Origin of the sequence: Salinisphaera sp. LB1 (assembly GCF_003177035.1) — a bacterium.
In the GTDB taxonomy this organism is placed as follows: Bacteria; Pseudomonadota; Gammaproteobacteria; order Nevskiales; family Salinisphaeraceae; genus Salinisphaera.
Map to the genome: position 1 here is coordinate 3,425,534 of NZ_CP029488.1, position 25,125 is coordinate 3,450,658.

The 25,125-nt window shown below is 64.5% G+C and carries 24 protein-coding genes; 14 read left to right on the forward strand and 10 right to left on the reverse strand.

Features of this window, described 5'->3' with window-relative positions; genetic code table 11:
- Positions 1-101 precede the first annotated feature (101 nt).
- Positions 102-770, reverse strand: a complete 669-nt coding sequence (locus tag SALB1_RS15345; RefSeq protein WP_158590770.1) for a response regulator transcription factor — start codon at positions 768-770, stop codon at positions 102-104.
- Between the two features lie 247 nt (positions 771-1,017).
- A complete protein-coding gene (locus tag SALB1_RS15350; protein WP_109994632.1) occupies positions 1,018-1,716 on the reverse strand; it encodes an HAD hydrolase-like protein in 699 nt (232 codons plus the stop codon).
- A gap of 53 nt (positions 1,717-1,769) precedes the next feature.
- On the opposite strand from SALB1_RS15350, the gene SALB1_RS15355 reads away from it, so the two are divergent.
- Together SALB1_RS15355 and SALB1_RS15360 are read left to right on the forward strand one after the other, a co-directional pair.
- A complete protein-coding gene (locus tag SALB1_RS15355; protein WP_109995490.1) occupies positions 1,770-3,173 on the forward strand; it encodes an MATE family efflux transporter in 1,404 nt (467 codons plus the stop codon).
- A complete protein-coding gene (locus tag SALB1_RS15360) occupies positions 3,170-3,874 on the forward strand; it encodes a hypothetical protein (RefSeq protein WP_109994633.1) in 705 nt (234 codons plus the stop codon). The genes SALB1_RS15355 and SALB1_RS15360 overlap by 4 nt, the downstream gene beginning before the upstream one ends.
- On the opposite strand, the gene SALB1_RS15365 is transcribed toward SALB1_RS15360, so the two are convergent.
- On the reverse strand, positions 3,837-4,427 hold the full coding sequence (locus SALB1_RS15365) for an SRPBCC family protein (RefSeq protein WP_109994634.1): 591 nt from the start codon (positions 4,425-4,427) through the stop codon (positions 3,837-3,839). The two genes, SALB1_RS15360 and SALB1_RS15365, sit on opposite strands and share 38 nt — an antisense overlap.
- Positions 4,428-4,543: 116 nt before the next feature.
- Here SALB1_RS15365 and SALB1_RS15370 point away from each other — a divergent pair, with 116 nt between their 5' ends.
- The 7 genes from SALB1_RS15370 to SALB1_RS15400 all read left to right on the forward strand — a co-directional run bounded on the left by SALB1_RS15370 (position 4,544) and on the right by SALB1_RS15400 (position 10,308).
- Entirely contained in the window at positions 4,544-5,167 is a 624-nt protein-coding gene (locus tag SALB1_RS15370; RefSeq protein WP_109994635.1) for a LemA family protein, read from the forward strand.
- Positions 5,167-5,970, forward strand: a complete 804-nt coding sequence (locus SALB1_RS15375) for a YgcG family protein (protein ID WP_109994636.1) — start codon at positions 5,167-5,169, stop codon at positions 5,968-5,970. Before SALB1_RS15370 ends, SALB1_RS15375 begins: the two co-directional genes overlap by 1 nt.
- A gap of 3 nt (positions 5,971-5,973) precedes the next feature.
- Positions 5,974-6,591, forward strand: coding sequence for a TPM domain-containing protein (locus SALB1_RS15380; RefSeq protein ID WP_109994637.1), 618 nt, complete (start codon positions 5,974-5,976; stop codon positions 6,589-6,591).
- 95 nt (positions 6,592-6,686) lie between these two features.
- Positions 6,687-7,178 (forward strand): 5-(carboxyamino)imidazole ribonucleotide mutase, encoded by a 492-nt coding sequence (gene purE / locus SALB1_RS15385; RefSeq protein ID WP_109994638.1) that lies wholly within the window; start codon positions 6,687-6,689, stop codon positions 7,176-7,178.
- A complete protein-coding gene (locus SALB1_RS15390; protein WP_109994639.1) occupies positions 7,175-8,338 on the forward strand; it encodes a 5-(carboxyamino)imidazole ribonucleotide synthase in 1,164 nt (387 codons plus the stop codon). The genes purE and SALB1_RS15390 overlap by 4 nt, the downstream gene beginning before the upstream one ends.
- A gap of 28 nt (positions 8,339-8,366) precedes the next feature.
- A complete protein-coding gene (locus tag SALB1_RS15395) occupies positions 8,367-9,461 on the forward strand; it encodes an FUSC family protein (protein ID WP_158590771.1) in 1,095 nt (364 codons plus the stop codon).
- Between the two features lie 67 nt (positions 9,462-9,528).
- On the forward strand, positions 9,529-10,308 hold the full coding sequence (locus tag SALB1_RS15400) for a metal ABC transporter permease (protein WP_109994641.1): 780 nt from the start codon (positions 9,529-9,531) through the stop codon (positions 10,306-10,308).
- Positions 10,309-10,363: 55 nt separating this feature from the next.
- Here SALB1_RS15400 and SALB1_RS15405 read toward each other — a convergent pair whose 3' ends face one another.
- Both SALB1_RS15405 and SALB1_RS15410 read right to left on the reverse strand, forming a co-directional pair.
- Positions 10,364-11,221, reverse strand: coding sequence for an N-acetylmuramoyl-L-alanine amidase (locus SALB1_RS15405; protein ID WP_109994642.1), 858 nt, complete (start codon positions 11,219-11,221; stop codon positions 10,364-10,366).
- A gap of 5 nt (positions 11,222-11,226) precedes the next feature.
- The gene (locus SALB1_RS15410; RefSeq protein WP_109994643.1) at positions 11,227-11,628 is read right to left on the reverse strand and encodes an acyl-CoA thioesterase; all 402 of its coding nucleotides are present in this window, start codon (positions 11,626-11,628) and stop codon (positions 11,227-11,229) included.
- A gap of 98 nt (positions 11,629-11,726) precedes the next feature.
- On the opposite strand from SALB1_RS15410, the gene hrpA reads away from it, so the two are divergent.
- Entirely contained in the window at positions 11,727-15,680 is a 3,954-nt protein-coding gene (gene hrpA, locus SALB1_RS15415; protein ID WP_158590772.1) for an ATP-dependent RNA helicase HrpA, read from the forward strand.
- 495 nt (positions 15,681-16,175) lie between these two features.
- The gene (locus SALB1_RS15420) at positions 16,176-16,715 is read left to right on the forward strand and encodes an invasion associated locus B family protein (protein WP_109994645.1); all 540 of its coding nucleotides are present in this window, start codon (positions 16,176-16,178) and stop codon (positions 16,713-16,715) included.
- A gap of 60 nt (positions 16,716-16,775) precedes the next feature.
- Here SALB1_RS15420 and SALB1_RS15425 read toward each other — a convergent pair whose 3' ends face one another.
- The 3 genes from SALB1_RS15425 to SALB1_RS15435 form a co-directional block, all read right to left on the reverse strand.
- The gene (locus SALB1_RS15425; RefSeq protein WP_109994646.1) at positions 16,776-17,360 is read right to left on the reverse strand and encodes an ACP phosphodiesterase; all 585 of its coding nucleotides are present in this window, start codon (positions 17,358-17,360) and stop codon (positions 16,776-16,778) included.
- On the reverse strand, positions 17,357-17,848 hold the full coding sequence (locus SALB1_RS15430) for a GNAT family N-acetyltransferase (protein WP_222843039.1): 492 nt from the start codon (positions 17,846-17,848) through the stop codon (positions 17,357-17,359). Before SALB1_RS15430 ends, SALB1_RS15425 begins: the two co-directional genes overlap by 4 nt.
- 61 nt (positions 17,849-17,909) lie before the next feature.
- Entirely contained in the window at positions 17,910-18,524 is a 615-nt protein-coding gene (locus SALB1_RS15435) for a carbonic anhydrase (RefSeq protein ID WP_109995491.1), read from the reverse strand.
- 150 nt (positions 18,525-18,674) lie between these two features.
- On the opposite strand from SALB1_RS15435, the gene SALB1_RS15440 reads away from it, so the two are divergent.
- Positions 18,675-20,378 (forward strand): phospholipase C, encoded by a 1,704-nt coding sequence (locus tag SALB1_RS15440; RefSeq protein WP_109994648.1) that lies wholly within the window; start codon positions 18,675-18,677, stop codon positions 20,376-20,378.
- A gap of 110 nt (positions 20,379-20,488) precedes the next feature.
- The gene (locus SALB1_RS15445) at positions 20,489-22,090 is read left to right on the forward strand and encodes a multicopper oxidase family protein (protein ID WP_109995492.1); all 1,602 of its coding nucleotides are present in this window, start codon (positions 20,489-20,491) and stop codon (positions 22,088-22,090) included.
- A gap of 85 nt (positions 22,091-22,175) precedes the next feature.
- Here SALB1_RS15445 and SALB1_RS15450 read toward each other — a convergent pair whose 3' ends face one another.
- A complete protein-coding gene (locus SALB1_RS15450; RefSeq protein ID WP_109994649.1) occupies positions 22,176-22,760 on the reverse strand; it encodes a GPR1/FUN34/YaaH family transporter in 585 nt (194 codons plus the stop codon).
- Positions 22,761-23,477: 717 nt separating this feature from the next.
- Positions 23,478-23,780, reverse strand: a complete 303-nt coding sequence (locus SALB1_RS15455; protein ID WP_109994650.1) for a putative quinol monooxygenase — start codon at positions 23,778-23,780, stop codon at positions 23,478-23,480.
- A gap of 148 nt (positions 23,781-23,928) precedes the next feature.
- Here SALB1_RS15455 and SALB1_RS15460 point away from each other — a divergent pair, with 148 nt between their 5' ends.
- Entirely contained in the window at positions 23,929-25,113 is a 1,185-nt protein-coding gene (locus tag SALB1_RS15460; protein ID WP_109995493.1) for an iron-containing alcohol dehydrogenase, read from the forward strand.
- Positions 25,114-25,125: the final 12 nt, after the last annotated feature.

The window sequence follows — 25,125 nt, forward strand, 5'->3', positions numbered from 1 at the left end:
GCGGTAATGCTTGCCCGCGCGCGGGCAAGGCCGATCTCGCCGCGGTATCTCGAATCCGCTTTAAATCTCGTTTGTCGGAAGTCTTTTTAACCGGCTGATTTTCAATGTGCGGTATCGAGCTGATAACCGACGCCATGGACCGTTCGAATCATCTGTTTTGCGGTGGGACGTTCGAGCAGCTGGCGCAGGCGATGAATGTGGCCGCGTAGCGCGGCATCGGATTCAGGCGGGTTGTCGTCCCAGATCTGTTTTTCGATCTGGGCACGCGTGACCACGCCCGGGCAGGCGCGTACCAGGAGTTCGAGGATGCGGAAGCTGATGGGCGCGAGTTCGACCGGGATCTGCCCGCAATAGACGCTGCGTTGTTCCAGATCCATGTGCAGCTCGCCCGCGGTGAGCTGCGCGAGCCCCTGGCCGCATTCGGTCATGAGGGCCTTGAGTTGCTCGTGCAGCTCGCGGGGTTCGACCGAGCGCAACGCAAACGCATGCGGCCCGCATTCCGCGGGATCGCAGGGGCGCAGAGAGCCCGCGGCGAGTGCGAGCACCGGGGTCCGGCGGCCGGCGGCGTCCGTAAGCTGCCGGCAGAACGCGTCGACGCCGCAGCGCGGCATTTCGCTGTCCAGCACGACGATGTCGTAACGGTTCATCTCGCACAGTCGCAGCGCGAGCGCTTCGTCGTCGGCGTAGTCCGGCTCGTCGCCGGCGGCTTCGATGGTGTCCCCGATCTGGGTGGCAAGAGGGATATCGTCTTCGATGATCAATACGTGCATTGCCGGGTCCCGAGTCTGTTGTCGTCGATTGGCGGGCATACCGCATCCCAGCGCTATGACAATGATTTAGCGGCAAGGTTTACTCAGGGGCGAAAAAAAAGGGCCGTGTCCCGCCGGCCGGGATGCCGGCCCGGCGTGCGGGCTCGGCAGCGCCATCGCGGTGCCGATGATCAGCGCTCGCCGATTGCCGCTCGGCTGATGCACGACGCCTAAGGCAGTCGGGCACAAATCATGCGCGCCGCGCCCGTCAAGCGGAACGGCGCAGAGCGGCGATCGCGCCTGGCATTTCGTGCCAATGGGTCAGTACGCCGTCCGCGCCGAGTTCGGCGACCGGGGCGGACGCGTAGCCGAATGCCGCGAGTAGCACCGGCAGGCCGGCGGCGTGCCCGGCCTCGCGGTCGACGCCCATGTCGCCGACATACAGGGCGGCGTCGGCATCGCAGGCCAATGCCGCGAGACAGGCCCGCAGCGGCGCCGGATCGGGCTTGAGTGGGTGAACGCCGGCCCCGATCACCACATCGATGTAATGATCCAGGCCGAGATGCGCGATCACGTGCTCGGCGATCCGCTGCGGCTTGTTGGTGCAGACCGCGAGCCGTCTGCCATCGGCCCGCAGACGAGCGAGCGCCAGCACAGCGCCGTCGAAGACGACGCTGTGCTGGCAGGGACGGTCCTGGTAGCAGGCCGTGAAGGCAGCTGTGAGCGCGTCGATTTCCGTGCGGGTGGCGGCCACGTCGTGCGCGTCGAGGACACGCTCGATGAGTTTTCGGGCGCCGTCGCCGACGAACCGGCGTGCGGCGGCGGCGTCGATGACAATCCCGTGGTCCGTGAGTGCCGCGTTGACGGCGGCGGCGATGTCCGGCGCACTGTCGATCAGCGTGCCGTCGAGATCGAAGATCACGACCTGTGGCCAGCGGGTGTCGGCGTGCGGGATGGATTGGGTCATGGGCGGAACTCGCAGGCGGTTGGCGGGTGGGCGACAGGTCTTGGCGTAGAATGATGGCCTGTCTTCATTGTCCGTTCGAGGCCCGCGTGCCGGAAACCGCCTCGCAGGCCAGCCTGTGGTCTCTGCGACGCCAATTGTTCGCCCAGACCTGGCCGATGGCGATCGGGGTGCTGTCGTTGCTGGGGTTTCAGCTGGTTGACGCCGCCTTCGTCGCACGGCTGGGAACCGGGCCGTTGGCAGCCCAGTCGTTCACGTTCCCCGTCACTTTTCTGATGATCGGGATTCAGGTAGGTCTCGGCATCGCGATCGCGGCACTGATATCGCGCGCGATCGGCGCCGGCGAGATCGAGCGATCGCGGCGCCTGGGTTCGCTGGTGCTGATCGGCGGCAGCCTGACCGTGGGCGTGCTTGCGATCGTGCTCTGGTTCGCCCATGGCATGGTCTTCGCGCAGCTCGGTGCCAGCGCCGAGAACCTCGACCGGATCGCCCCTTACTGGGCAATCCAGCTCGTGGCGAACTGGTTGTCGGCGCTTTTGTACTTCGGTTACACGCTGTTTCGGGCACACAACGACACGCGCCTGCCGGGCATGCTGATGGTGCTCACCAGTCTGTGCAATCTGGCGCTGGATCCGCTGATGATCTTCGGCTGGGGGCCGGTCGGCGGCTTCGGGCTGCCGGGCGCGGCGATCGCGACCATCATCGCGTTTCTGATCGGGTTGTTGATTCTCGCGGCGTGCCTGTGGCGCCAGGACTGGCTGTCGAACGCCGGCCTGGTCGAGGAGGCGCGACGTTCGACGCGGCCGTTTGCGGTGATCGCCGGGCCGGCCATGATCAGCCAGCTGATGCCGCCGCTGGCGGCGATGGTGACGACCGGGCTGGTGGCGACGCTCGGCGATCCGGCGGTCGCCGCCTGGGGGCTGCAGAGCCGGCTGGAGACCATGTCGCTGATGGTCGTGCTGGGCCTGACCATGTCGCTGCCGCCATGGCTGGGGCATTGCTACGGCGCCGGCAACTGGCCGCGCATCCGGGCGCTGACGCATATTGCGTTTCAGGCGGTGCTGATCTGGCAGTTGCTTTTCGGCATGGCCATGGCGTTGGCCGCGCCCTGGGTGGCGGCGGCATTGGCCGGCAGCGCCGCGGTCCAGCATGACCTGGTACAGCTCATCCGTTTCATGCTGCCGAGCTATGCGCTGCTGGGTGTCTGCATGATCGTGGTCTCGGCCTCGAACGCGCTCGGCTGGCCGGTGCGGGCCATGCTCATCTCGTTCGCACGCCTGTTTGTCTGCTACCTGCCTTGCGTGGCCATCGGCGTATTCGCATCCAGCATGACCACGACGGCGATCGGCGCGCTGGCGGGCAACGTCCTCGCCGGCTCGATGGCATGGTTGCTATTTCGCGCCAGTCTGGCGCGCGTGGACGATTACGGCCGGGCCATGAGCAGAAGGGCGCGGGCATGAGCACGCGAAACGAAGCCGAACCGGCGCCGTCGCCGCTGCCGCGCCGGCATGCGGCTCGGTTGCGTCATTACTGGGGCTCGCAGGGCTGGGCGTGTCACGACAACATCGATATCGACCTGCTGCGGTGGTGTCTGGTCCATGAGCAGGCGGGCCGGGACAGTGCCAGCCGGTTCGCCTTGACCGAAGCAGGACGCGCCGCGCTCGGCGCCGGGCTCAAGCGCAACCGGAGTGCCCGCGACGCCCACAGCGAGGCCACGACCGCGGTGGCCAGCCATCTGGCTTCGATCGGGCGATTGGTGTTCACTGAACTCTCGGTGCGTACCGAACACGAAGGGCGCTGGCGCGCCTGCAAGCCGGATGTGTTTTCGTTGGTGCGCGGCCTGCGCGCCGACCATCTCGCACCGCAGGTACACGAGATCAAGGTTCGGCGCGCCGATCTGCTCTGCGAACTGCGGGCGGCCAAGATCGAACGCTATCGCGAACTCGCGGCCTCGATCTATCTGGTGATCGCGGAGGGCATCGCCGAACCCGGGGAAATCCCCGCCGACTATGGCGTGGCCGTGTATTCGCCCGACGCGCGGGTTCGGATCGCCCGCCCCGCGCCGATCGGCGATTACACGCTCGAGACCCGCCACTGGATGGCGCTCGCCAGAGCCACGCCGTTTACGACTGAGACGGCGACGGCGCAGCTGTCGTTGTAGAACCGGCGGTGTTCGGCTTTGAAGCGCCGCTGCGGGTGCCGAGCATGGCCTTGACATGGGCCAGCGCCTGCGTGATTCGATGCTTGACCATGGCCCGCACTTTCCCGGGCACCGCGCCGGCGGCGGGCTGGAAGCGGGCCTGCCAGATCAGCCGTGAGCCCGAGGCAGTGGCCTCGACCTCGACCCGGTCGCGATAGTGTCGTAGCGGCATATCGGTATGGATCATGCGGGTGGCGAACATGCGTTTGTCGGCGTTCCAGGCGGTCAGCGTATCGTCGATGGTGCTGCCATCCGCCGTGGTCATGTGGCGTTTGGCCCCGGGCTTGTTGTTCTTGCCGTGCGTGAGCGTGGTGCTTGTGATGAACGGGTCCCAGACACTCGGTGCATCGTAATCGCGCACGGTGGACCACACGATGTCCGGCGCTGCGGCGATCGTGACGCTGTCGCTTTCATGCAACGTCGGCGTCGGCTTGGATCCGGCGTCGGACCCGGCGGCAAGAGCGCTGCCGGCTATCAGGGGCAGCAGTAATAGTGCCGTAGTTTTATGTTTCATGTGACCTCCATGCGGCGGCTTGGCAACTCTGGGATCGTTGCAGACGACAAAGGTTCCTGACGCGCTGCTTGCGTTACGTTTAGTATCGGCGCTTCGCCCATCAATCGCTGCCCTCGATGACCGCTTCGTCTGCCGTTTTCACCCACTCCGGATTCAAATCCCTGCGCTGGCTCGTCGTGCTTGTGCTCGTCGGCCTGCTGGCCGGCTGTGGGGTGAACACCATCCCGCGTGACAACCAGGCGGTCAAAGCCGCATGGGCCCAGGTGCAGAACGAGTACCAGCGCCGCGCGGATCTGATCCCGAATCTGGTATCCACGGTCAAGGGCTACGCCAAGCATGAGCGGGACACACTCACCGCAGTCACCCAGGCGCGGGCCAAGGCCACGTCGATCCAGGTCGATGCCAGTACCATCGACAACCCCGACAAGCTCAAGCGCTATCTGTCGGCCCAGAATCAGCTGTCGGGGGCACTGGGCCGGCTGCTCGCGGTGTCCGAGCGCTATCCGGATCTGAAATCGAACCAGAATTTTCTGGCGCTGCAGTCGCAGCTCGAGGGCACGGAAAACCGCATCGCCGTCGCGCGGCGCGATTACATCCAGGCGGTACAGAAATACAATACCGATCTGGTGACCTTCCCGGGCCGGATCTGGCATTGGCTGCTGTATAGCGACATGAAGCCGCACGCCAATTTCAAGGCCTCGTCGCCGAACGCGGCGCAGGCGCCCAAGGTGTCGTTCTGATGCGGCCTGGCCTGCGCCGGGCGTTTGTTGCCCTGGTCGCGCTGGCGTTGATCGCGATCGCCTGTGTCGCCGACGCCAAACCGGATTTCCCCAAGCTGACCGGCCGGGTGGTGGACGACGCGCACATGCTCTCGCCGGCCGCGGAGACGCGGCTCACGCGCATGCTGGCCGCCCTCGAACAGGCCAACGGCGATCAGGTCGTCGTGGTCACGCTGCCCGATCTCGGCGGCGACTCGATCGAGACCTATGGCTACCAGCTCGGCCGCGCCTGGGGTATCGGGCAGAAGAAAAAGAACAACGGCGCGCTGTTGATCATCGCCAAGAAAGAGCATGCGATCCGGATCGAGGTCGGCTACGGCCTGGAAGGGCAGCTGACCGACGCCAAGTCCTCGGTGATCATCCATCAGGTCATCGAGCCCGCCTTCAAGAAGGGCAATTTCGACGCCGGCGTGCTTCAGGGCACGGCCGCCATCGTCCAGCTGCTCGGCGGTAAGCCGCCGTCCGAGCTGGTGCAGCAGGCCTCGCAGGCGATGCAGCATCAGCAGCACGAACAACGGCGACCGTCGCTGGGGCATACGCTGATGTTCTTTGTGCTCATCATCGCCATTGTCGCGCTGTTCGGCGGGGGCGGCGGCGGTCGTGGCGGACGCCGGCGCCGCGGTGGCTTCATGCCGTGGTTCATCCCCATGGGCGGAGGATTCGGTGGAGGTGCCGGTGGTTTTGGTGGCGGCGGCCTCGGCGGGGGCGGATTCTCCGGCGGTGGTGGCGGCTTCGGGGGCGGTGGCGCCTCGGGAGGTTGGTAAGCGATGACGGTTTTCAACGAACGGGCACGCGAGGCGGTGGCCGAGGCCATCAATCGAATCGAGCGCGATACCGATGCCGAAGTGGTGACCGTGGTCGCGCGCCAGGCCGATGAATATCGCTGGGTGGGCCTGTTCTGGGCTGCGCTGGCCGCGCTCATGCTGCCGGGGCTGGTCGTTTTCTTCCCGGCATGGTTCGACGTGCGCACGCTGCTGCTGATCCAGTGGGGCGTGTTCGTCGTGCTCGGCGCGATCTTTCAGCTGCCGGCGGTCACGCCGCGCCTGGTGCCCAGGGGCCTGCGGCATGCGCGCGCCGCGGCACTGGCTCGCAGCCAGTTTCTCGAGCAGAGCCTGCATCGCACGGAGGCGGCCACGGGCGTACTCATCTTCGTCGCCGAGGCCGAGCGCTATGTGGAAATTCTCACCGACCACGGCGTAGCGGCAAGAATCGACGATGCCGCCTGGTCGGCGATCATCGAGCGCTTTACCGCGCGCGTCGCGGCGGGCGAGACCGAGGCGGGGTTCGTCGAGTGCGTGGAAGCCTGTGGTGCCCGTCTCGCCGAGGCCGTGCCGGCCACGCATGCACGCAACGAGCTGCCCAACCGCCTGGTGGTTCTGGACTGAGAAAGGCGCGGGTCCGTCATTGGTCGTAGGACGGAACACGGGGCGCCTTTGTTGCTAGACTAGACCGCTTTTCTGCGACCCGCAGGGGGCACGAAATGGCCGAAGACAAGCCGCTCGTCGGCGTGATCATGGGCAGCACGTCCGATTGGGACACCATGCGCCATGCGCACGAGATGCTCGATCGTTTCGAGATCCCGCACGAGTGCCGTGTGGTTTCGGCCCATCGAACGCCGGATCTGATGCGTGAATACGCCACCACGGCCGAAGACCGGGGCCTGGAGGTGATCATCGCTGGTGCCGGCGGGGCGGCGCACCTGCCGGGCATGGTGGCCGCCCAGACGCTGCTTCCCGTGCTTGGCGTGCCGGTCAAGAGCCGGGCGCTGCAGGGCATCGATTCCCTGTTGTCGATCGTGCAGATGCCGGGCGGCGTACCGACGGCCACCTTCGCCATCGGCGACTCCGGCGCCAAGAACGCCGCGCTTTTTGCCGTCGCCCAGCTGGCCACCCGCCGCGAGCCGCTACGCCGCGCGCTGGCCGATTTCCGGGCCGCACAGGCCGAAAAAGTTCGAAACGAGACCTTGTCATGACGCGATCCAGTGGTTTTCGTTCCACCATTGCTCCCGGATCGACTTTGGGCGTGCTCGGCAGCGGTCAGCTCGGGCGCATGTTCGCGCTTTCGGCGCGCCGCATGGGCTATCGCGTGCATACCTTCTCACCGGGCGACGATACGCCGATGGGCCAGGTCGCCGATCGCGAGGCGGTGGGCGATTACCAGGATCTGGACGCCGTGGCGGAATTCGCTTCGCGCGTCGATGTGGTGACCTTCGAATTCGAGAATGTGCCGTTCGAGGCCGCCGCGACGGCCGCCGAGTACGTCCCGGTGCGCCCGGACGGCCGGGTGCTGCATATCGCGCAGCATCGCCAGCGCGAGAAGGATTTCCTGCATGGGGCGGGCTTTCCCACCGCGCCGTTCGAACACGTGCCCGATCGCGCCACGCTGACCGGGGCGATCGAGCGCCTGGGCACGCCGTGCGTGCTCAAGACTGCCGGCTTCGGCTACGACGGCAAGGGCCAGTACGTGATCAAGTCGCCCGACGAGGCCGATACGGCGTGGGCGGCGATCGGGGCCGGCGAGGCGGTGCTGGAAGGCTTCGTCGATTTCGACAGCGAGGTCTCGGTGATTGCCGCGCGCGGCGCGGACGGCGCATTCGCCCATTACGGCGTGGTCGAGAACCGGCACCGCGATCATATTCTGGATGTCTCCATCCCGGACGCGGTGCTCGATCCGGCGGTGGCCGACGAGGCGATACGGATTGCGCGCGGTGTCTTGGAGGCGCTGGATGTGGTCGGCGTGCTGTGCGTGGAGTTCTTCCTCGGCCGTGACGGCACCCTGCGCGTGAACGAACTGGCGCCGCGCCCGCACAACTCCGGGCATTTTTCGTTCGATGCCTGTGCCACCAGTCAGTTCGAGCAGCAGCTGCGCAGTGTCTGTGGCCTGCCGTTGGGCGACACCGCGCGGCTGGCCCCGTCGGCGATGGTGAACCTGCTGGGCGATCTCTGGCAGGACGGCACCCCGGACTGGACGGCGGCGTTGGCCGATCCGGCACTCAAGCTGCATCTCTACGGCAAGGGCGAAGCCCGCCCGGGCCGCAAGATGGGGCATATGACGGTATTCGGCGACGACCGTGAGGATGCGGCGCGGCGCGCAGTCGCAGCCCGGGATCGCCTCCTGCGGTCGAGTGCTTGAGCCACGGAGCGCCTTGACCGGCACCCGCGTGAAACGCCGACGCGGCCGCTTCACGCGCCGACTAGGGCACCGCAGCTGGCCCGGCTATCTCTGGCATCTTGGCCGCTCGCCTTATTTTCGCTATCGCAACGCGCGGTATCTGCATGCCCTGCGGGTGGCGGTGGCCATGGGCGCGTCGATCGGCCTGACCACCGGGCTGGGCGTGCCGTACGGATTCTGGGCCTCGATCACATTGCTGGTGGTGATCGGCGGGCTCCAGCATCACGGCAATATTCGCAAGAAAGCCTTCGAGCGCGGCGTGGCAACCGCGATCGGCGCCGCCCTCGGTCTGTTGCTTATCGCTCAGCACAGCGTGCTCGGCATGACGTCGCTCACCTATGCGCTGACCTCCATTCTGGCGGGGATCTGTGCCTACTACGCGGTCGGCAAGGCGGGCTATATCGCGCTGCTGACCGGCATCACGCTGGTAATCGTCGGCGGCCACGGCGACAACGCACTGGATATCGGCCTGTGGCGGGCGGCCAACGTCGGCATCGGGACACTGGTGGCGCTGGTGTTCTCCTTTGCTTTTCCCTTGTATGCCACCTACGACTGGCGTTTTCGTCTGGCCGAGAATCTACGCGAAAGCGCGCGGCTCTATACTCGCTTGATGATCGGTGCGCCGATGGGGGCGAAAGAGCAGGTGAGCGTGTTCGCCCAACTGTCGCGTCGGCTGGTGGCGCTACGTTCGCTGATTGCGCCGGTGTCCAAGGAACTCAGCGTGCCGGCCGGGCGGCTGGAGGAGATCCAGCGGCTGCATCGCTCGATACTGAGCGGGCTGGAATTGCTGGCCACGGCCGCCGCGCAGCGTGAAGACAGCCCCCAGTGGGGCGCGACCCGTGAAGTGCTGACCGCACGACGGTCGGTCATGCGGCGGATGCTGCTGGCCAGCGCCCGGGCGCTGCGCTCCGGCGATACACGCCGTCTGCACGCACTGGCGCGCCGCGAAGTCGGCCGCACGCCGGGGCCCGATCCGGATGCGCATCTCGCGTACGAGATGCAGGGGTCATATTGGCTGGCACAACGCCTCAGCGAACAGTCGCGACAGCTCGCCCTGGAACTGGCGACCATCGAACTCAAGTAGTCGGCGTATATTGAAGGCGCATGTCTGTTACATTAGATTGGTTGCAATTTAATGGTGAGGTTCACCAATGAAGCAAAATCTGATTCGTACAACATCCATCGCCGTAGCCGGCGCCATCGCACTCGCGGCTGTCGCCGCGCTCCCGGCGCTGGCCGCCGATACCCAGCATCTGCGCGGTCAGATCACGTCGGTATCCGACAACGGCTTCACGATGACCACCCGATCCGGCGACGAGCGCCAGATCGTGTTGTCGTCGAATACCAAGATCGCGGCCGTGACGAAAGGGGATCTGTCGAACATCGACAAGGGCACCTTCATCGGCACGGCCAACGTCGAACGCAATGGCCAGAACCGGGCGCTCGAGATGGTGATCTTTCCGCCGTCGATGAAGGGCACGGGCCTGGGTGATTACGGCTGGGATCTGTCGCCGGCGATGGCCAATGGCAGCGCCGGCGGTCAGGGCAGTGCCACTGCCAACGGTTCGAGCATGACCAACGGCACCGTCAGCGCCAAAACCAGTGGTGGCATGAGCGGCGGCTCAAGCATGACCAATGGCACGGTGAGCGCGAAGAGCGGTGGCTCGATGAGCTCGGGCTCGAGCATGACCAACGGCAGCGTGACCAGCAAGTCGGGCGGCGGCCAGTCGATCACCCTGCAGGTGGATTACGGCAAGGGCAGCAAGACGATCGTGGTGCCGGCCGACGTACCCACGGTCAAGGTGGCGCCGGGTCGCCGTTCGGATATCAAGGCCGGTGCCCATGTGTTCGTCGCCGGACCCAAGACCCATGGCAAATTCAGCGCCGAGCGCGTGATTGTCGGGCGTAATGGCACGGTGCCCCCGATGTAGTCGACCGCGGCCTATATCCTGGGGAAAGACAAAGCGGCGCCGGATGGTGCCGCTTTTATCGATACTGCGCATCGAGCGCCCACAGCCGGGCCAGCGTCTGGGTATCGGGTATGCCGTTCACGCCGGACGGACGGAAATGCATCTGGAAGGCACGCAATACCGCGTGGGTTCGCGCATCGAGCCGGCCGCTGACCGGCAGGTCGTAGCCATAGTCGGCGAGCCGGGACTGGATCTGCGCCACGGGCGGCGCATGGTCGGCGAAACGCCGCGCGTATAGCGCTACCCGTTCCGGATTGGGCCAGGCGCCGATACCTGCCCGGTACAGCCGATGCCATGGGAACGCCGGCCCCGGGTCGATCTTGCGCTGCGGGGCGATGTCGGAATGTCCGACCACATTCGCCGGCTTGATGTCGTAACGCGTCACGATATCGTGTGCCAGCGCGATCACGGCCCGGATCTGGGCATCGGTATAGGGTTGCCATCGACGCGGCTCGCCCGGCGTGTCGATGGGGCCCAGATTGACGATCTCGATACCGATCGAGGTGTCATTGATGTGATGGCGCCCGGCCCAGCTGCTCGCCCCGGCATGCCATGCGCGTTCGTCCTCGGGCAAGAGCTGGCGTACGATCGGCGCGCCGTCGCGTGTTGTCGGCTCGGGGCCGACCAGATAATGCACGCTCACATGAGGCCCCGTCAGCACCGTCAGCGCGCGGCCGGCGCGATCGCTGGTGTAGTGCAGGACCAGAAAACGCACGCGATGATTGTATGCGCTGGCCTGCACGCTTTGATCGGCCCAGTAACCCGATCGCTTCTTGAGCGTGGCCGGTGGCCCGCAGCCGGCCAATGCGGCCGCCGCGGCGAGCGCCAGGCTCCACAGGCAGCGTCGGCCGGGCCTCGGCAACGGCGCTCGCATGCGGCTCAATCGCCGGTGCCGCGCGGCCGGTCGGTGTCGTCGTAACTGATTTCGGTCTTGCCGTGCGGTTTCGGGCGGCCGTTTTCGTCGACCGAGACGAACACGATCTGGTCGATGGTGAGAATCGACTTGCGGCTGATCTTGTTGCGCACCTCGCAACACATGGTCAGCGACGTGCGCCCGAATTTCGTCGCCATGATGCCCAGTTCGATGATGTCGGACTGGATGGCGGTCGACACGAAATTGATTTCCGAGATGTACTTCGTGACGATACGCGGGTTTTCGAGCTGGATGATCGCGTAGATTGCGGCTTCTTCGTCGATCCAGCGCAGCAGGCTGCCGCCGAACAAGGTGCCGTTCGGGTTCAGATCCTCCGGCTTGATCCACTTGCGCGTATGAAAATTCATTGAGTCGTCCCGGCGAATGACGATCAGTATTTTACTGATCCGATCGGCAAATGGTTATTTGCAAGCCGGGTAAACCGACGGACTTTCGGGAACCGCCATTGTCCACTGACACCCAGCAATCCATCGAAGATATTCTCGAGCGCGTGCAGACGCGTGACCGCTATCGGCTGCTCCGGCAATGGAACAAGGCCGGTGACGCCGCGGCCCGGGCCAGGGTCGAGCAAGGCATCACCGCCAGTGCGGCGATCACGGAACGGCGGGCGGCAGAGCGCCCGCCCATCGTACTGGCCGAGGGGTTGCCGGTCACGGCCCGCGCGGACGAAATCCGCTCGGCGATCGAATCGCACCAGGTGGTGATCGTCTGCGGCGAAACGGGCTCAGGCAAGACCACGCAACTGCCGAAGCTGTTGATGCAGGCCGGCATCGGCGATCGCGGCCTGATCGGGCATACCCAGCCGCGCCGGCTCGCGGCACGCAGCGTGGGCCAGCGCGTGGCCGAGGAGACCGGCACCGAATCCGGCGGCCTGGTCGGCTTCCAGACGCGCTTCGAGAACAAGCTCTCCGATGCCACCCAGGTCAAGCTGATGACCGACGGCATTCTGCTGGCCGAGACCGCGCGCGACCGGTTTCTGAACAAGTACGAGGCCATCGTCATCGACGAGGCCCACGAGCGCACGCTCAACGTCGATTTTCTGCTCGGCTATCTCAAGCGCATCCTGCGGAATCGGCCGGATCTGAAGGTCATCGTGACCTCGGCGACCATCGACCCGGAGCGCTTCGCCGAATTCTTCGACGACGCCCCGATCATCAATGTCGAGGGGCGTGGCTATCCGGTCGAGGTGCGCTATCGGCCGCCGGTCGAGCCGGACGCCGAGCGCGCGCTGGACTGGCCGGATGCGATCGAAAGTGCCGTGCGCGAGCTCTGGCGCGAAGGGCCGGGCGACATCCTGGTCTTTCTGCCGGGCGAGCGTGACATTCGCGATACCGAGCGGCATCTGTCGAAGGCGCTGGCCGGCGACAAGTTCGTCGCCGAGATCGTGCCGTTGTATGCCCGGCTGACACGCTCAGCGCAGAACCGGATCTTTTCGGCCTCCAACGGGCGCCGCGTCGTGTTGTCGACCAACGTGGCCGAAACTTCGCTCACCGTGCCCGGCATCCGTTACGTGGTCGATACCGGCCTGGCGCGCATCAGCCGATATTCCACCGCCGCCAAGGTGCAACGCCTGCCGATCGAACCGGTCTCCAAGGCGAGCTGCAACCAGCGTGCGGGGCGTTGCGGCCGCGTGGCCCCCGGGGTGTGCATCCGGCTGTTCGACGAGGCCGACTATGAGGCGCGGCCCGATTTCACCGACCCGGAGATCCGGCGCACCAATCTGGCCAACGTGCTGCTCACGATGGCGGATCTGAAGCTCGGCGCAATCGAGGAATTCCCGTTCATCGATCCGCCCGAGCGGCGCTATATCAACGACGGTCGTAATCTGCTCGCCCAGCTCGAAGCACTCGCCGATGGCCGCATTACCCCACTCGGCCGCCAGCTCGCGCGGCTGCCGCTCGATCCGCGCATCGGCCGCATGCTGATTGCCGGCCATGCGCTCGGTGTTTCGCCTGCCATGCGCGTGATCGCTTCCGGTCTGACGATCCAGGATCCGCGCGAGCGCCCGGCCGGCATGCGCGACGCGGCCGACGAGGCCCAGAAACCCTTCGTCGACAATCGCTCGGATTTCATCAGTCTGCTGCGACTCTGGGACGCGTTCGTCGAGGCGCGGCGCGAATTGTCCGGCAACAAGCTGCGGGCCTGGTGCAAGAACCGCTTCATCAATTTCATGCGCATGCGCGAGTGGGAGGATCTGGCGCGCCAGTTGCGCCGGATCGGCCACGATATCGGGCTCAACAGCGACCCGGCGCGCGGGCCCCTGGCGGATGTCGATCCGGTGACGCTGCACCAGGCGCTGCTGCCGGGGCTGCTCGATCATGTCGGTCAGCTCGACGAGCCGGGCGAGGGCAAGCCGAAGAAAAAGGGCGCCGAGTATCTAGGCGCGCGCGGGCGCAAGTTCCGCATCTTTCCCGGCTCGGGGCTGGCCCGGCGCCCGCCGAAATGGATCGTGGCTGGTGAACTGATCGAGACCAGCGCCTTGTTCGCGCATACCGTGGCCGGCGTCGACCCCAAGTGGATCGAGCAGGCAGCGGCGCATCTGGTGACGCGTGAGCACTACGATCCGCACTGGGAGAAACGCCGGGGCCAGGTGGCGGCGCGCGAGCGGGTCAAGCTGTTCGGGCTGACCCTCGCCGATGGGCGAAAGGTCGATTTCGGCCGCATCGACCCGGTGCTGGCACGCGAGATCTTCATCCGCGACGGACTGGTCGCCTTTGCCGTGGCCGACCGGCGCGGCAAGTTGCCGGAGTTTCTGGCCTATAACCAGGCGGTGGTCGAGGAGATCCAGAATCGCGAGGCGCGTTTTCGCCGGCGCGATCTGCTGGTCGACGAGACCACGCAGGCAGCGTTCTACGATGCGCGATTGCCGGCGACAGTGCACGACCGCAAGACACTCGACCAGTGGTTGAAGAAAAACGACGCCGACATCCTGCATTTCGACGAGGACCAGCTGTTGCGCTCGGCCGGCGTCGAACTGGAAGAGGGCGCGTATCCGGAATCGATGACGCTCGGCGATCTACCAGTCAAGCTCGATTATGCGTTCGAGCCGGGGCGGCCGGACGATGGCGTCACGGCGCGGATTCCGCTGGCCGCGCTCAACCAGATGTCGGGTGAGCGCGCCGACTGGCTCGTACCCGGTCTGCTGGAGGAGAAGTTTCGCGAATATCTCAAGGCGCTGCCAAAGACGCTGCGCAAGCGGGTGGTACCCGTGCCGGAGTTTGCCCGCGCCGCTGCCGAACGGGTCGAATTCGGCTCGGGCGACCCGGAAGCCGCGCTGCGCCGGGCCATCCGCGAGATGACCGGGCTGGAGATACCCGACGATGCCTGGGAGGGTTTCGCCCCGAGCGATCATCTTCGGATGCGTTTCGAGGTCGTGGATGAGGCCGGCGAGACCATTGCCACCGGCCGCGATCTGTCACGCCTGCGCGAGGAACTGGGCGAACGCGCCCGGGCGGCCGTATCGCAATCTGCCGACCATGATTTGCGCCGCACGGGGCTTACGGCATGGCCGGCGGATGTCGCGCTGGATCGGCCGGTCACGCTCGAGCATGCGGGGGTGCGCATCGAGGCCTTGCCGGCGTTGATCGATCGCGGCGATCACGTGGATCTGGAGTTGCTCGACGAGCCGGCGGAGGCAGCGCGTGTTCATCGCCGTGGCGTGATCCGCCTGATCCGGCTGGCAGCGAGCCGGCCCACGCGACTGGTCAAGCGCGATCTGCCGAACCTCAAGCGTCATGCGGTGGCGAAGTTCGATCGGCCGCCGGAAACCACCGGCGTGGATCCCGCGCTGGTCGAGATTATCGAACAGGACGGCGAGTCCGCGCTGGTGGCGGATCTTCTGATCGCGCTGATCGACGCGCGTCTTGGCGCGACCCCGGTAACGGCGGACCAATTCGACGCCGCGCTGGAAACGGCGCGTTCGCATTTGATGGCCGACGCGGTCGCGCTCTGGCAGGCGCTGGAGCCGATGCTGGACACGCTCGCGACGATTCGCAAACGACTGTCGAAGAACATCGGCCTGGACTGGATGGCGTCGATCGAGGACATCAACGATCAACTGGCCCATCTCGTGCACCTCGGTTTCATCAGTTCGGCCGATGACCCGTTGGCCGGGGCGAAGGATCTGGCGCGTTATCTCAAGGCCATCGACGCCCGGCTCGACAAGCTGGCCGCGGACGGCGCCGCCGCCGACAAGGCGCGCATGCGCGATGTCACGCCGTATTGGCAGGCATACAAGCAACGCGCCGAGAAAGCCGTGCGGCGCGGTCATTGGTCGGACGAACTCACCCTGCTGCGCTGGATGGTCGAGGAATTCCGTGTACAGCTCTTCGCCCAGCAACTGGGAACCGCGATCAAGGTTTCATCCAAGCGTCTCGATGCGCAGTTGGCGGCTTGTTGACGCGCCCTGATCGTCGTATCGCGATGACCGATGGGCTGCAGGCATGCGGCCGAATGACCGCGCGCGCCCGGCCCTCTATCGGAATTGCCGCCTACCGGCCCCGGGACGGTTGCTGTATTGTGCAACCCACACGCCACCCATAATCTGACGCTGTTTCGTCGTGATCGCCGACCGATCGTTCCCAGGACGTTTTCATGTGCCGTCCGTGCCAATCGGAAGCCGCGCGGTGTTGCCGGGGCTGTCTACCCCATCGGCTATGTCATCGCCGCGGCGGACGCACTACCCCAAACGCCAATTGCAGCCAGGCACAATGGGAACTACCGTTTCGCGCGGCTATCGGTCGCGGGCGTGGTCGCCATCATCATTGCGATCTGCGCCATGCTCGGGCGAGAATCGCGGGGCACCGAATTTGCCAAGGCGGCGTCCTGACTCTCACGCCGCACTCGCGGACTGCATGATCGCGGCCCGCCTTCCAACCACACAAGGGGATAACAAATGTCCAGAGCTTTCCGGTTTTCCGCCGTCCTGCTGTGCGCAGCCAGCCTGTTCGGCGTCGTCGGCGTAGCGGCGGCCCAGAACAGCAATGCCGCTGCGGGCAAGTCGGGCCAGAACAACGTCAAGATCACGCACTACGACGACTGGGAAGTTCGCTGCCCGAAGTCGGGTAAAAAGAACGAGTGCGAGATGACGCAGCTGGTCAAGAGTCCGGATTCCGGCAAGCCGATCATGCGCGTGGTCATGGGTTACCCGCCGCAGATCAACACGGCCGCGATGATCTTCATCCTACCGCTGGGAACGCGTCTGGCCCCGGGGGTGCAGCTCAGCGTGGACGGCGATCAGCCGCGCCGGTTCCCGTTCCAGATCTGTCTCGAGCAGGGCTGCCGCGCGGACTTCCCGATCAAGAACTCGCTGCTGAACAAGCTCAAGCATGGTCACACGGCGCAAGTCACGATCGTCGGGCCGAAGGGCGATCAGATCAAATTGAAAGTTTCGCTGTCGGGCTTCACCGACGCCAACAACGCCATCGCGCAGTAGCGCGATCACGGCGCAGCCGTGTCGCACGGGCGCCGGTCGACGCGGTCGGCTGGCGCTTTTTTATGGCCGCGTGTGGCCGGAAGCGGCAACGACGTCGTCGAGTGCCTTGAGCAAGACGGGTAAACGCGACACGAATCCCGGATATTGCCGCAACAGGGCGGGAAGCGCCTCGGGCAGTGGATTACGGCGGGTTGCACGCCGTCCGACGGCTGCCAGAGCCCGGTCAATCCCGCCGGGCCTGGTATAGCCGACGAGCATTCGCGCGAAGGCATGCACATCGGGGGCGGGCACCGGCGCAGCTGCCGGCCACTCGTCGGCTACCCGGGCCGCCATGCGGAAGGCGAAGGTCTGTAGCGGCTCATCGTTGTACTCATGCCAGCTGCGGGCCAGGGCGTGGTCGAAGCCGATATCCACGACGATGCCGGCATAGCGCCGAAGTGGCGGGGCAAAGCGTTCACGCAGTTCGCGGTGTGCCGGATGGGCGTCACTTGCCGAGTCGATGGCCCGGTGCAGGCGGATGCCGTGATCGGTATCGGGGTCGAAACACAGGCGATCGATCCGGCCCTTGACGATATCGCCCAGGATCTGTCCGGCAGCCGAGGTGTCGCTGCGATCGGCCAACCGAAGATGGACGAGCAGGTTCATTCGCCACCGCCGACCGCGCGTTGGTAATAAGCGACGTCGTGGGCCTGCCCGAATTTATGGCCCACGCCCTGGAGTACGCCCACACGGGTGAACCCGAAGTGCTCGTGGAATCGCACACTGGCCGGGTTGGGCAGCGTGATGGCTGCGATCGCCTGGCGGTAGTCACGCGCGGCCAGCAGTGAGAACAGGTCGCGGTACAGGCGCTCACCCACGCCGCATCCGCGCGCCGAGTCGCGCAGATAGGCCGAGACTTCGACAGTCCAGCGGTAAGCCGCACGGCTACGGAAACTCGTGGCATAGGCATAGCCGAGCAGCTCGCCCGAATGCTCGGCAACCAGCCAGGCGTGGGTTGCGTCGATGGCAAGCGCGCGTTGGCCCATGGCCACGCCATCCGGGGGCTCATATTCGAACGAAACCGCGTGATCGGTCACGAAGGGCGTGTAAATGGCGGCCAGGGCGGGACCATCGTCGGCGCGCGCATGGCGCACGGATAATCCCTGTAGCGGGCGATTCATGGGGCCGACAACGCCGCGGGTACCGTCCACTAGACTAGGCGCTGAAGAAATCCACGGCGCCGGTCTCCACCGAATACTCGGCACCCACAATTCGCAGTCCATCAGACTGAATCAGGTTTTCCAGGATAGGCGAGCTGTGGCCGAGCTGATCGACCGATTTCTCGACATTCGCACGCACGGCCGCAGCCGCCAGCGCGGTATGGTCGTGGCGCAGCTCGGTCTGGAGCAGTGCATCCACTGACGGCCGCACGCGATCGACGATCGAACGTAAATTGGGGGACTGCTTGTCGGTGGGCCGCTGCAACTGTTCGAGCGTGGCCTTGATCGCGCCGCACTGCGTGTGGCCCAGCACCACGACCAGGCGGGTGCCGAACATTTCCGCCGCGAACTCGATACTGCCGATCTGTGAAGGCGCCACGATATTGCCAGCGACACGAATCACGAACAGATCACCCAGGCCCTGGTTGAACACGATTTCGGCCGGCACACGCGCGTCCGAACAGCCAAGGACGATGGCGAACGGACCTTGCTCCTGAAAGAGCTCCGCCGAAGCCCCGAGACCCGCCAGGGTGTTGTAGTCGGCAACGTGGTGGACAAAGTCTCGATTGCCCTGCTTCAGGCGGGTCAGAGCGTCGTCTGCAGAAAGCATGCGGTGCGGCATCTCTTGATTTTTCGATCATGCGATATTGTGCCATGTTCGCATGGGCCCCGCTCCGGTCGATCACGAAATAGTCATCACCTGAGTTTAAAATACACAGTTGCATTGCTTGCCGACACGACAACAAACTGGGGAAGTCTCATGTTTCATCGCCGATGGCCGGCCCTTGTTGCCGCGACAACACTTATCGTATTCACCGGGGGATGCAACGATCACAGTCACAAGAACGTCACTTCGGATGCCGCGAAGACGCCGATTCAGCATCTTGTGGTCATTTTTCAGGAAAATATCTCATTCGATCACTACTTCGGCACTTATCCGAACGCGACCAACCCGAGCAACGCGCCCAAGTTTACCGCCGCCGCCGACACGCCGACGGGTATTCACAACTACACGCAGCCGTTGTTGAGCAACAACCCCAATCTGAATCCGGCCAACGGTAGCGGTGCAACCAATCCCTTCCGTCTCGATCGTAGTCAGGCGTTGACCGCCGATCAGGATCATGGCTACAAGCCGGAACAAATGGCGTTCGACAATGGCGCCATGGACCTGTTTCCGAAGTCGGTCGGCCGCGCTGGGCCGCCGCCGGATGTGCAGCAGGCGACCGCGACCCAGAATACCGGTCTCGTGATGGGCTACTACGACGGCAACACCGTGACCGCGTTGTGGAACTACGCCCAGCAGTACGCCATGAGCGACAATTCCTACGGCACCACATTCGGTCCGTCGACGCCGGGCGCACTCAACCTGATTTCCGGCCAGACCAACGGCATCGTCAACATGTCGCCGGCCGGTAACACCTACGGCTATGTGGCCGACGGCAACGGCGGCAAGACGCTCAATGGCGACCCGGACCCGATGGGCGATGTGTGCGCCGGCAATACTCAGGTGCGCATGGGCGGCAAGAATATCGGCAACATGCTCAACAGCGCCGGCATCAGCTGGGGCTGGTTCGAGGGAGGGTTCGACCTGTCGGTGACCAATGCCGACGGTACGACGGGCTGTGATCGCAGCCACAAGACGCGTGTGGCAACCACGGGTACCCACACGAATGGTCCGGTGACCTCTGCCGATTATATTCCGCATCACGAGCCGTTCCAGTACTACACCTCGACGGCCAACCTGGAGCACAAGCGTCCAAGCAACGTCGCCTCGATCGGTCATACGTACAAGATCGACAGCAAGGGAAACAAGACAAAGACGGAGGATCCGGCGAATCACCAATATGACACGCATGATTTCTTCGACGCCGTCAAGGCCGGCAATTTCCCGGCGGTCAGTTTCCTGAAGGCGCCGGCCTATCAGGACGGCCACGCCGGCTACTCCGATCCGATCGACGAGCAGGATTTCATCGTCAAGGTGATCAATTTTCTGCAACAACAGAAGCAGTGGAAGCACACCGCCGTGGTGATTGCCTATGACGACTCGGACGGCTGGTACGACCACCGCTACAGTCCGAACGTCAATCCGTCATCGAGCGTGCAGGACGTTCTCAACGGCAGCGGCACCTGTGACGCGGGCGGCGACGGCTCGCACAAGCGCAGCCAGCCGCTGGACGGCATCGACGGCAATCCGGCCCAGGGCCGCTGCGGCTATGGCCCGCGCCTGCCATTGTTGGTGATTTCGCCGTGGGCAAAGCACAACTTCGTCGACCACACGGTCACCGATCAGACGTCGGTCATGCGCTTCATCGAAGACAACTGGCTCGACCGCAAGCGGCTGGGCCAGGGGTCATTCGACAAAATCGCCGGTTCGCTCGACAACATGTTCGACTTCAGTGCGGACAGCGCACCGAATGCCGGTACATTGCTGCTCGATCCGGACACCGGTACACCGCAGAGCTGATGCATGGCCGCCGTCCCGTTGGGGACGGCGCGCTTCTATTTGGCGCCCAACGGTTGCCGCTGGGCGTCGTTTGCGTTCCATTGCGCGTAACGATGCGCCAGGGTTTGATGATGACCGTATCGCGACGACACTTTCTCATCATGAGCGCCGCGGGCGCGACCACGGCCGGGATCGGACTGCCGATATCCGGTGCCGCCGCCGATCGCAAGGCGCTGTCCATGGATCCGCGCACACTTGCGCCGTTCGTCGACCCGCTGCCGATTCCGCCGAAAGCCTCGCCGACGCGACAATGGCCACTTCCGGACGCGAACGGCCGGCGCATACCGCACTACCGCGTGGACATGAACGAGGCCGAGGTCCAAGTCCATCGGGATATGAAACCGACGCGCATGTGGACCTACGATGGCAGCCATCCGGGACCAACGTTCGATACCGTTTCCGGCCAACCGTTATCGGTCGAGTGGGTCAACAATCTGCCGTCCGAACATTTTCTGCCGGTCGACTACACGATCTGCGGAATAAAACCCGGTGCGCAGAGCGTGCGCAACGTGGTGCATGTTCACGGAGGCCGTACGCCCGCGGCCAGCGATGGCTATCCGGAGGACTGGTATCCGCCCGGCAAGTCGGCCACTTCTCACTATCCGAATGGGCAGGCGGCCACCACGCTCTGGTATCACGATCATGCGATGGGCGTGTCCCGACTCAATCACTACGCAGGGATGATGGGGGCGTTTCTCATCCGCGATGAACACGAGGCGTCGCTGGCTCTGCCCAACGGCGACCAGGAAATACCGCTGATCATTTGCGATCGCTATTTCAGCCCGGAAGGCCAGCTTTACTACCCGACCTCCGGCATTCCCGGCCATCCGTGGATCTCGGAATTCCGTGGCAACGCGATCATGATCAACGGCAAGCTCTATCCGTATCTGGATGTGGAGCCGCGCAGGTATCGCCTGCGTCTGGTCAACGGCTCGAACCAGCGCTTTCTGCGCCTGGCGCTTTCCGGCCACAGGCCATTCCATCAGATCGGCAGCGATCAGGGGCTGCTCGCCTCGCCGGTGGCGATGAAGCAGCTCCTGCTGGCACCGGCCGAGCGTGCCGACCTGATCGTCGATTTCTCGGATTGGTCACATCAGCGATTGACGCTCACCAACGACGGCCACGACGTGATGCAGTTCCGTGTCGGCGGCAAGCAGCACGTAGACCGCTCGCGGGTGCCGCAGATACTGAGCTGGGTGCCGCGGATTCCGGAGTCGCAGGCGGTACGTACGCGCCATCTCACGCTCAATGACTACAAGCGCCCAAGTGGCGATTCCATGCTCATGCTGCTCAACGGCACACGCTGGTATGCCGAGCCGACCGAAGACCCGGAACTGGGCAGCACCGAGATCTGGAACCTGGTGAATCTCACCGAGGACACGCACCCGATTCATCTGCATCTGGTGCGCTTCCAGGTGCTCGATCGGCGACCGATCGACATGTTCATGTACGAAAACGAGAAGACGCTGCGCTATCTCGGCAAGGCGCAGGCGCCGCAAGTCAATGAAATGGGGTGGAAGGACGTCATTCAGGCCTATCCGGGGGCGGTGACCCGCATCATCGTGCCCTTCGACGGTTATCCGGGCCGTTACGTCTGGCATTGTCACATTTGGGAGCACGCGGCGAACGAAATGATGCGCCCCTATGTGGTGCGACCGCGTGGCCGTGCCTGAATAAGGTCTATGCCGACAGGCGCGTGATCGTTACGGTCGATGGTACGCGGCCCGACGTGAAGTCGGGCCGCGCTATTGTCACGGGTCAGTCGCGAGCCCCTACGGGCACCACGACGCGCCCGAAAGTCGCATTGGTGACTTCGGCGAAGCTGGTGTACATCGCCGACGCCCCGCACAGGATACCAACGTAACCGCCGAGGGCGCCGATGGTGCCGGCGCCGAAGGCATCCCCGATCCCGAGCAGGGCGAACGTGATCCACAGGGTCAGAAACACGAACCACAGCGCGCGGTTCAGACGAAATGTGGCGATCCACATATAGAATGTGAATACGCCCCAAAGCAGAAGGGCGACACCGATGGTTGGCCCGGCCTTGCTCAGGTCGAGCAAGCCGTTGCCTGCAAACAGAAGCAGGATGGCGAACCACCACCAGAAGGCGCCATAGCTGAGAAACGCGACCATCCCGAAAGTGTTACCGGTGCGGAATTCGAGCAGGCCCGCGATGAGCTGTATGAGGCCGCCGTAGGCCAGAGCCAGCGGTATGACGACGGCCTCGCCGCCGCTCGGCAGAATATGCGCATTGATAAGGCTGAGCAACACGGTAGTCAGCCCGAAGCCGACGAGCCCGAGCGGCCCCGGATTGGCCAAGGGTTTGATCTGTGTATCCGACATAGTTTTCTCCTCCCTGATTGGAATTGTGGCGATCGGAAGATTCAAGATTAGCAGTAGAACTCGAGGAAAAGATGACTACTTTGGTTGCACACAATACGACGCGCCCGTAAAACAAGGATTGGCTGCACTTGCAAAGTGTAGTGTTTCGGAAAAACGCGGCATAGGGTGGCTCCGAGCCCGGTGCCGCGCGCACGAAATACGACTTGGGTTAGCAAGGCCATTAGGGCGGGAAAAATTTCCGATGACCCGAAACATCGGGGAAAGCCTGTCATGACAACACACGCCGGTCGGCATGCGGCAGTCGCGAGTCGTTTCTGATTCGATTGGCTAATTGCGAAACGTAGGAATCTGGCTAATAATACTCCCTAGACGAACTGGTTTAGCTCAGTTTCGTCTATTGTCCTGGCATTCTATTTGCTTGTAGCCAGGCTGCAACGTGTGCTGACGGCGTGCGGCGTTTGGCCCATTGGGCTGAACGGCCGTCAGTAAGCGGTTTGTGACGTGCTGGCGGCTTCCTGTCCCGGAAGCCGCCTTTTTTATGTCGGGCGTAACGTGCCGAGTCACACGACTGTTTCAGCTTTCGTTGTTGCGTTCATGATATCGCCAAGTAGCTGAACGTGGCCTTGCGGACATCGGGCCTCTCTCGTGCCCGGCAATGGAGCAGGGCGGCGCGGAGCGTGCGCCGCGCGGCGCCTCGGCGGGATAGGCCCGGCGCACTCATCCCTTCACGAAAAAACGAACCACCGGGGCAGAGGCCAAAAGCGGGGCGGTGCTGTCCTTGAATGGCTGGTAGTGCGGCATGCGCGTGTGTGCATCAAACGCCGCCCGGTCGGTATAGGCTTCGTGCAATACCACCACATTCCCGCCGTCCTGGGGGACGAGTACGTCGAACTGATGACAACCCGTCTCGTTGGCCAGGGATTGCCGGGCGTCTTCGTGGGCATGCTCGAGGAAGGCCTCGCGCTGGCCGGATTTGACTGTGAATTCGGCGATGACGACGAAACCGAACGGGTCACTCATGACTGTATCCTTGTGGTTTGGCGCGAGGCGCCGAATGTAACGAATGGGCAGGGGTCGGTCTTGTCGTCTTGACCCAGCGGGGCGCGGCGCCTACAACAGACGACACCGGTCCGGCCGCCCACGGGCCGCCATAATGGAGGAGCTCGACATGTCCCACAACATTCTCATGCCGCGGATCATGGAGGTCGGCGGCGGTGCACTCGACCGGCTGCCGGACGTGCTTGCCGCGCTCGATGTGGGGCGGCCTCTGATCGTCTCCGATCGCATGATGATGGAGCTGGGCTACGTCGACCGCGTGCGCGAATTGCTTGCCGCCGCCGCCATGCCGTCGCAGGTGTTCGCCGATACGGTTCCCGAGCCCACCGAACGCTCGATCATGGCTGGCGTCGAGGCCATGACACGCGGCCTGGACGATGGCCGGGCCTTCGACAGTGTCATCGCCATCGGTGGCGGCAGCCCGATCGATTCGGCCAAGGCGATCGGCGTGCTGGCACACTTCGGCGGCGAGATACGCGACTATCAGTTTCCCAGGCAAGCTGAGCGCGCAGGCCTACCGCTGATCGCCGTGCCCACCACCGCGGGTACCGGTTCGGAATGCACGCGCTTCACCATCATCACCGACGACACGGTGGACGAGAAAATGCTCTGTGTGGGGATCGGCTTCATGCCGACCGCGGCCATCGTGGACTACGAGCTGAGTCTGTCCGTGCCGCCGCGGGTCACGGCCGACACCGGCATCGATGCGCTCACGCACGCCATCGAAGCCTATGTCAGCCGCAAGGCAAACGGGTTCTCGGATCACCAAGCGTTGGCCGCGATGCGTTTGATTGCGCCCAATCTGCGCTCGGTCTACCACCACCCGGACGACCGCGCCGCCCGCGAGGCCATGATGCTGGGCGCCAGCCTGGCCGGCCTCGCGTTTTCCAGTGCATCGGTGGCACTGGTTCATGGCATGAGCCGCCCGATCGGCGCGTTCTTTCATGTGCCCCACGGCATGTCCAATGCCATGCTGCTGCCCGCGGTGACCCGTTTTTCGCTCGACAACGCTCCGGCCCGCTATGCCCGCTGCGCGCGTAGCATGGGCATCGCCAGCGAATCCAACACGGATACGGCGGCCGTGCACTTGTTGATCAAGGAACTGAGCGCGCTCAATCGTGAACTCGAAGTCCCCACGCCGGGCGAGTTCGGAATCGATCCGGAACACTGGCGTAGCGCACTCCCCACCATGGCGGAACAGGCCCTGGCTTCCGGTTCTCCCGGCAATAATCCGCGCGTACCGGAGGCCGGCGAGATCATCGAACTTTACGAACAGGTCTGGCAATCCGTGTCATAGCGCGCCGTAAAA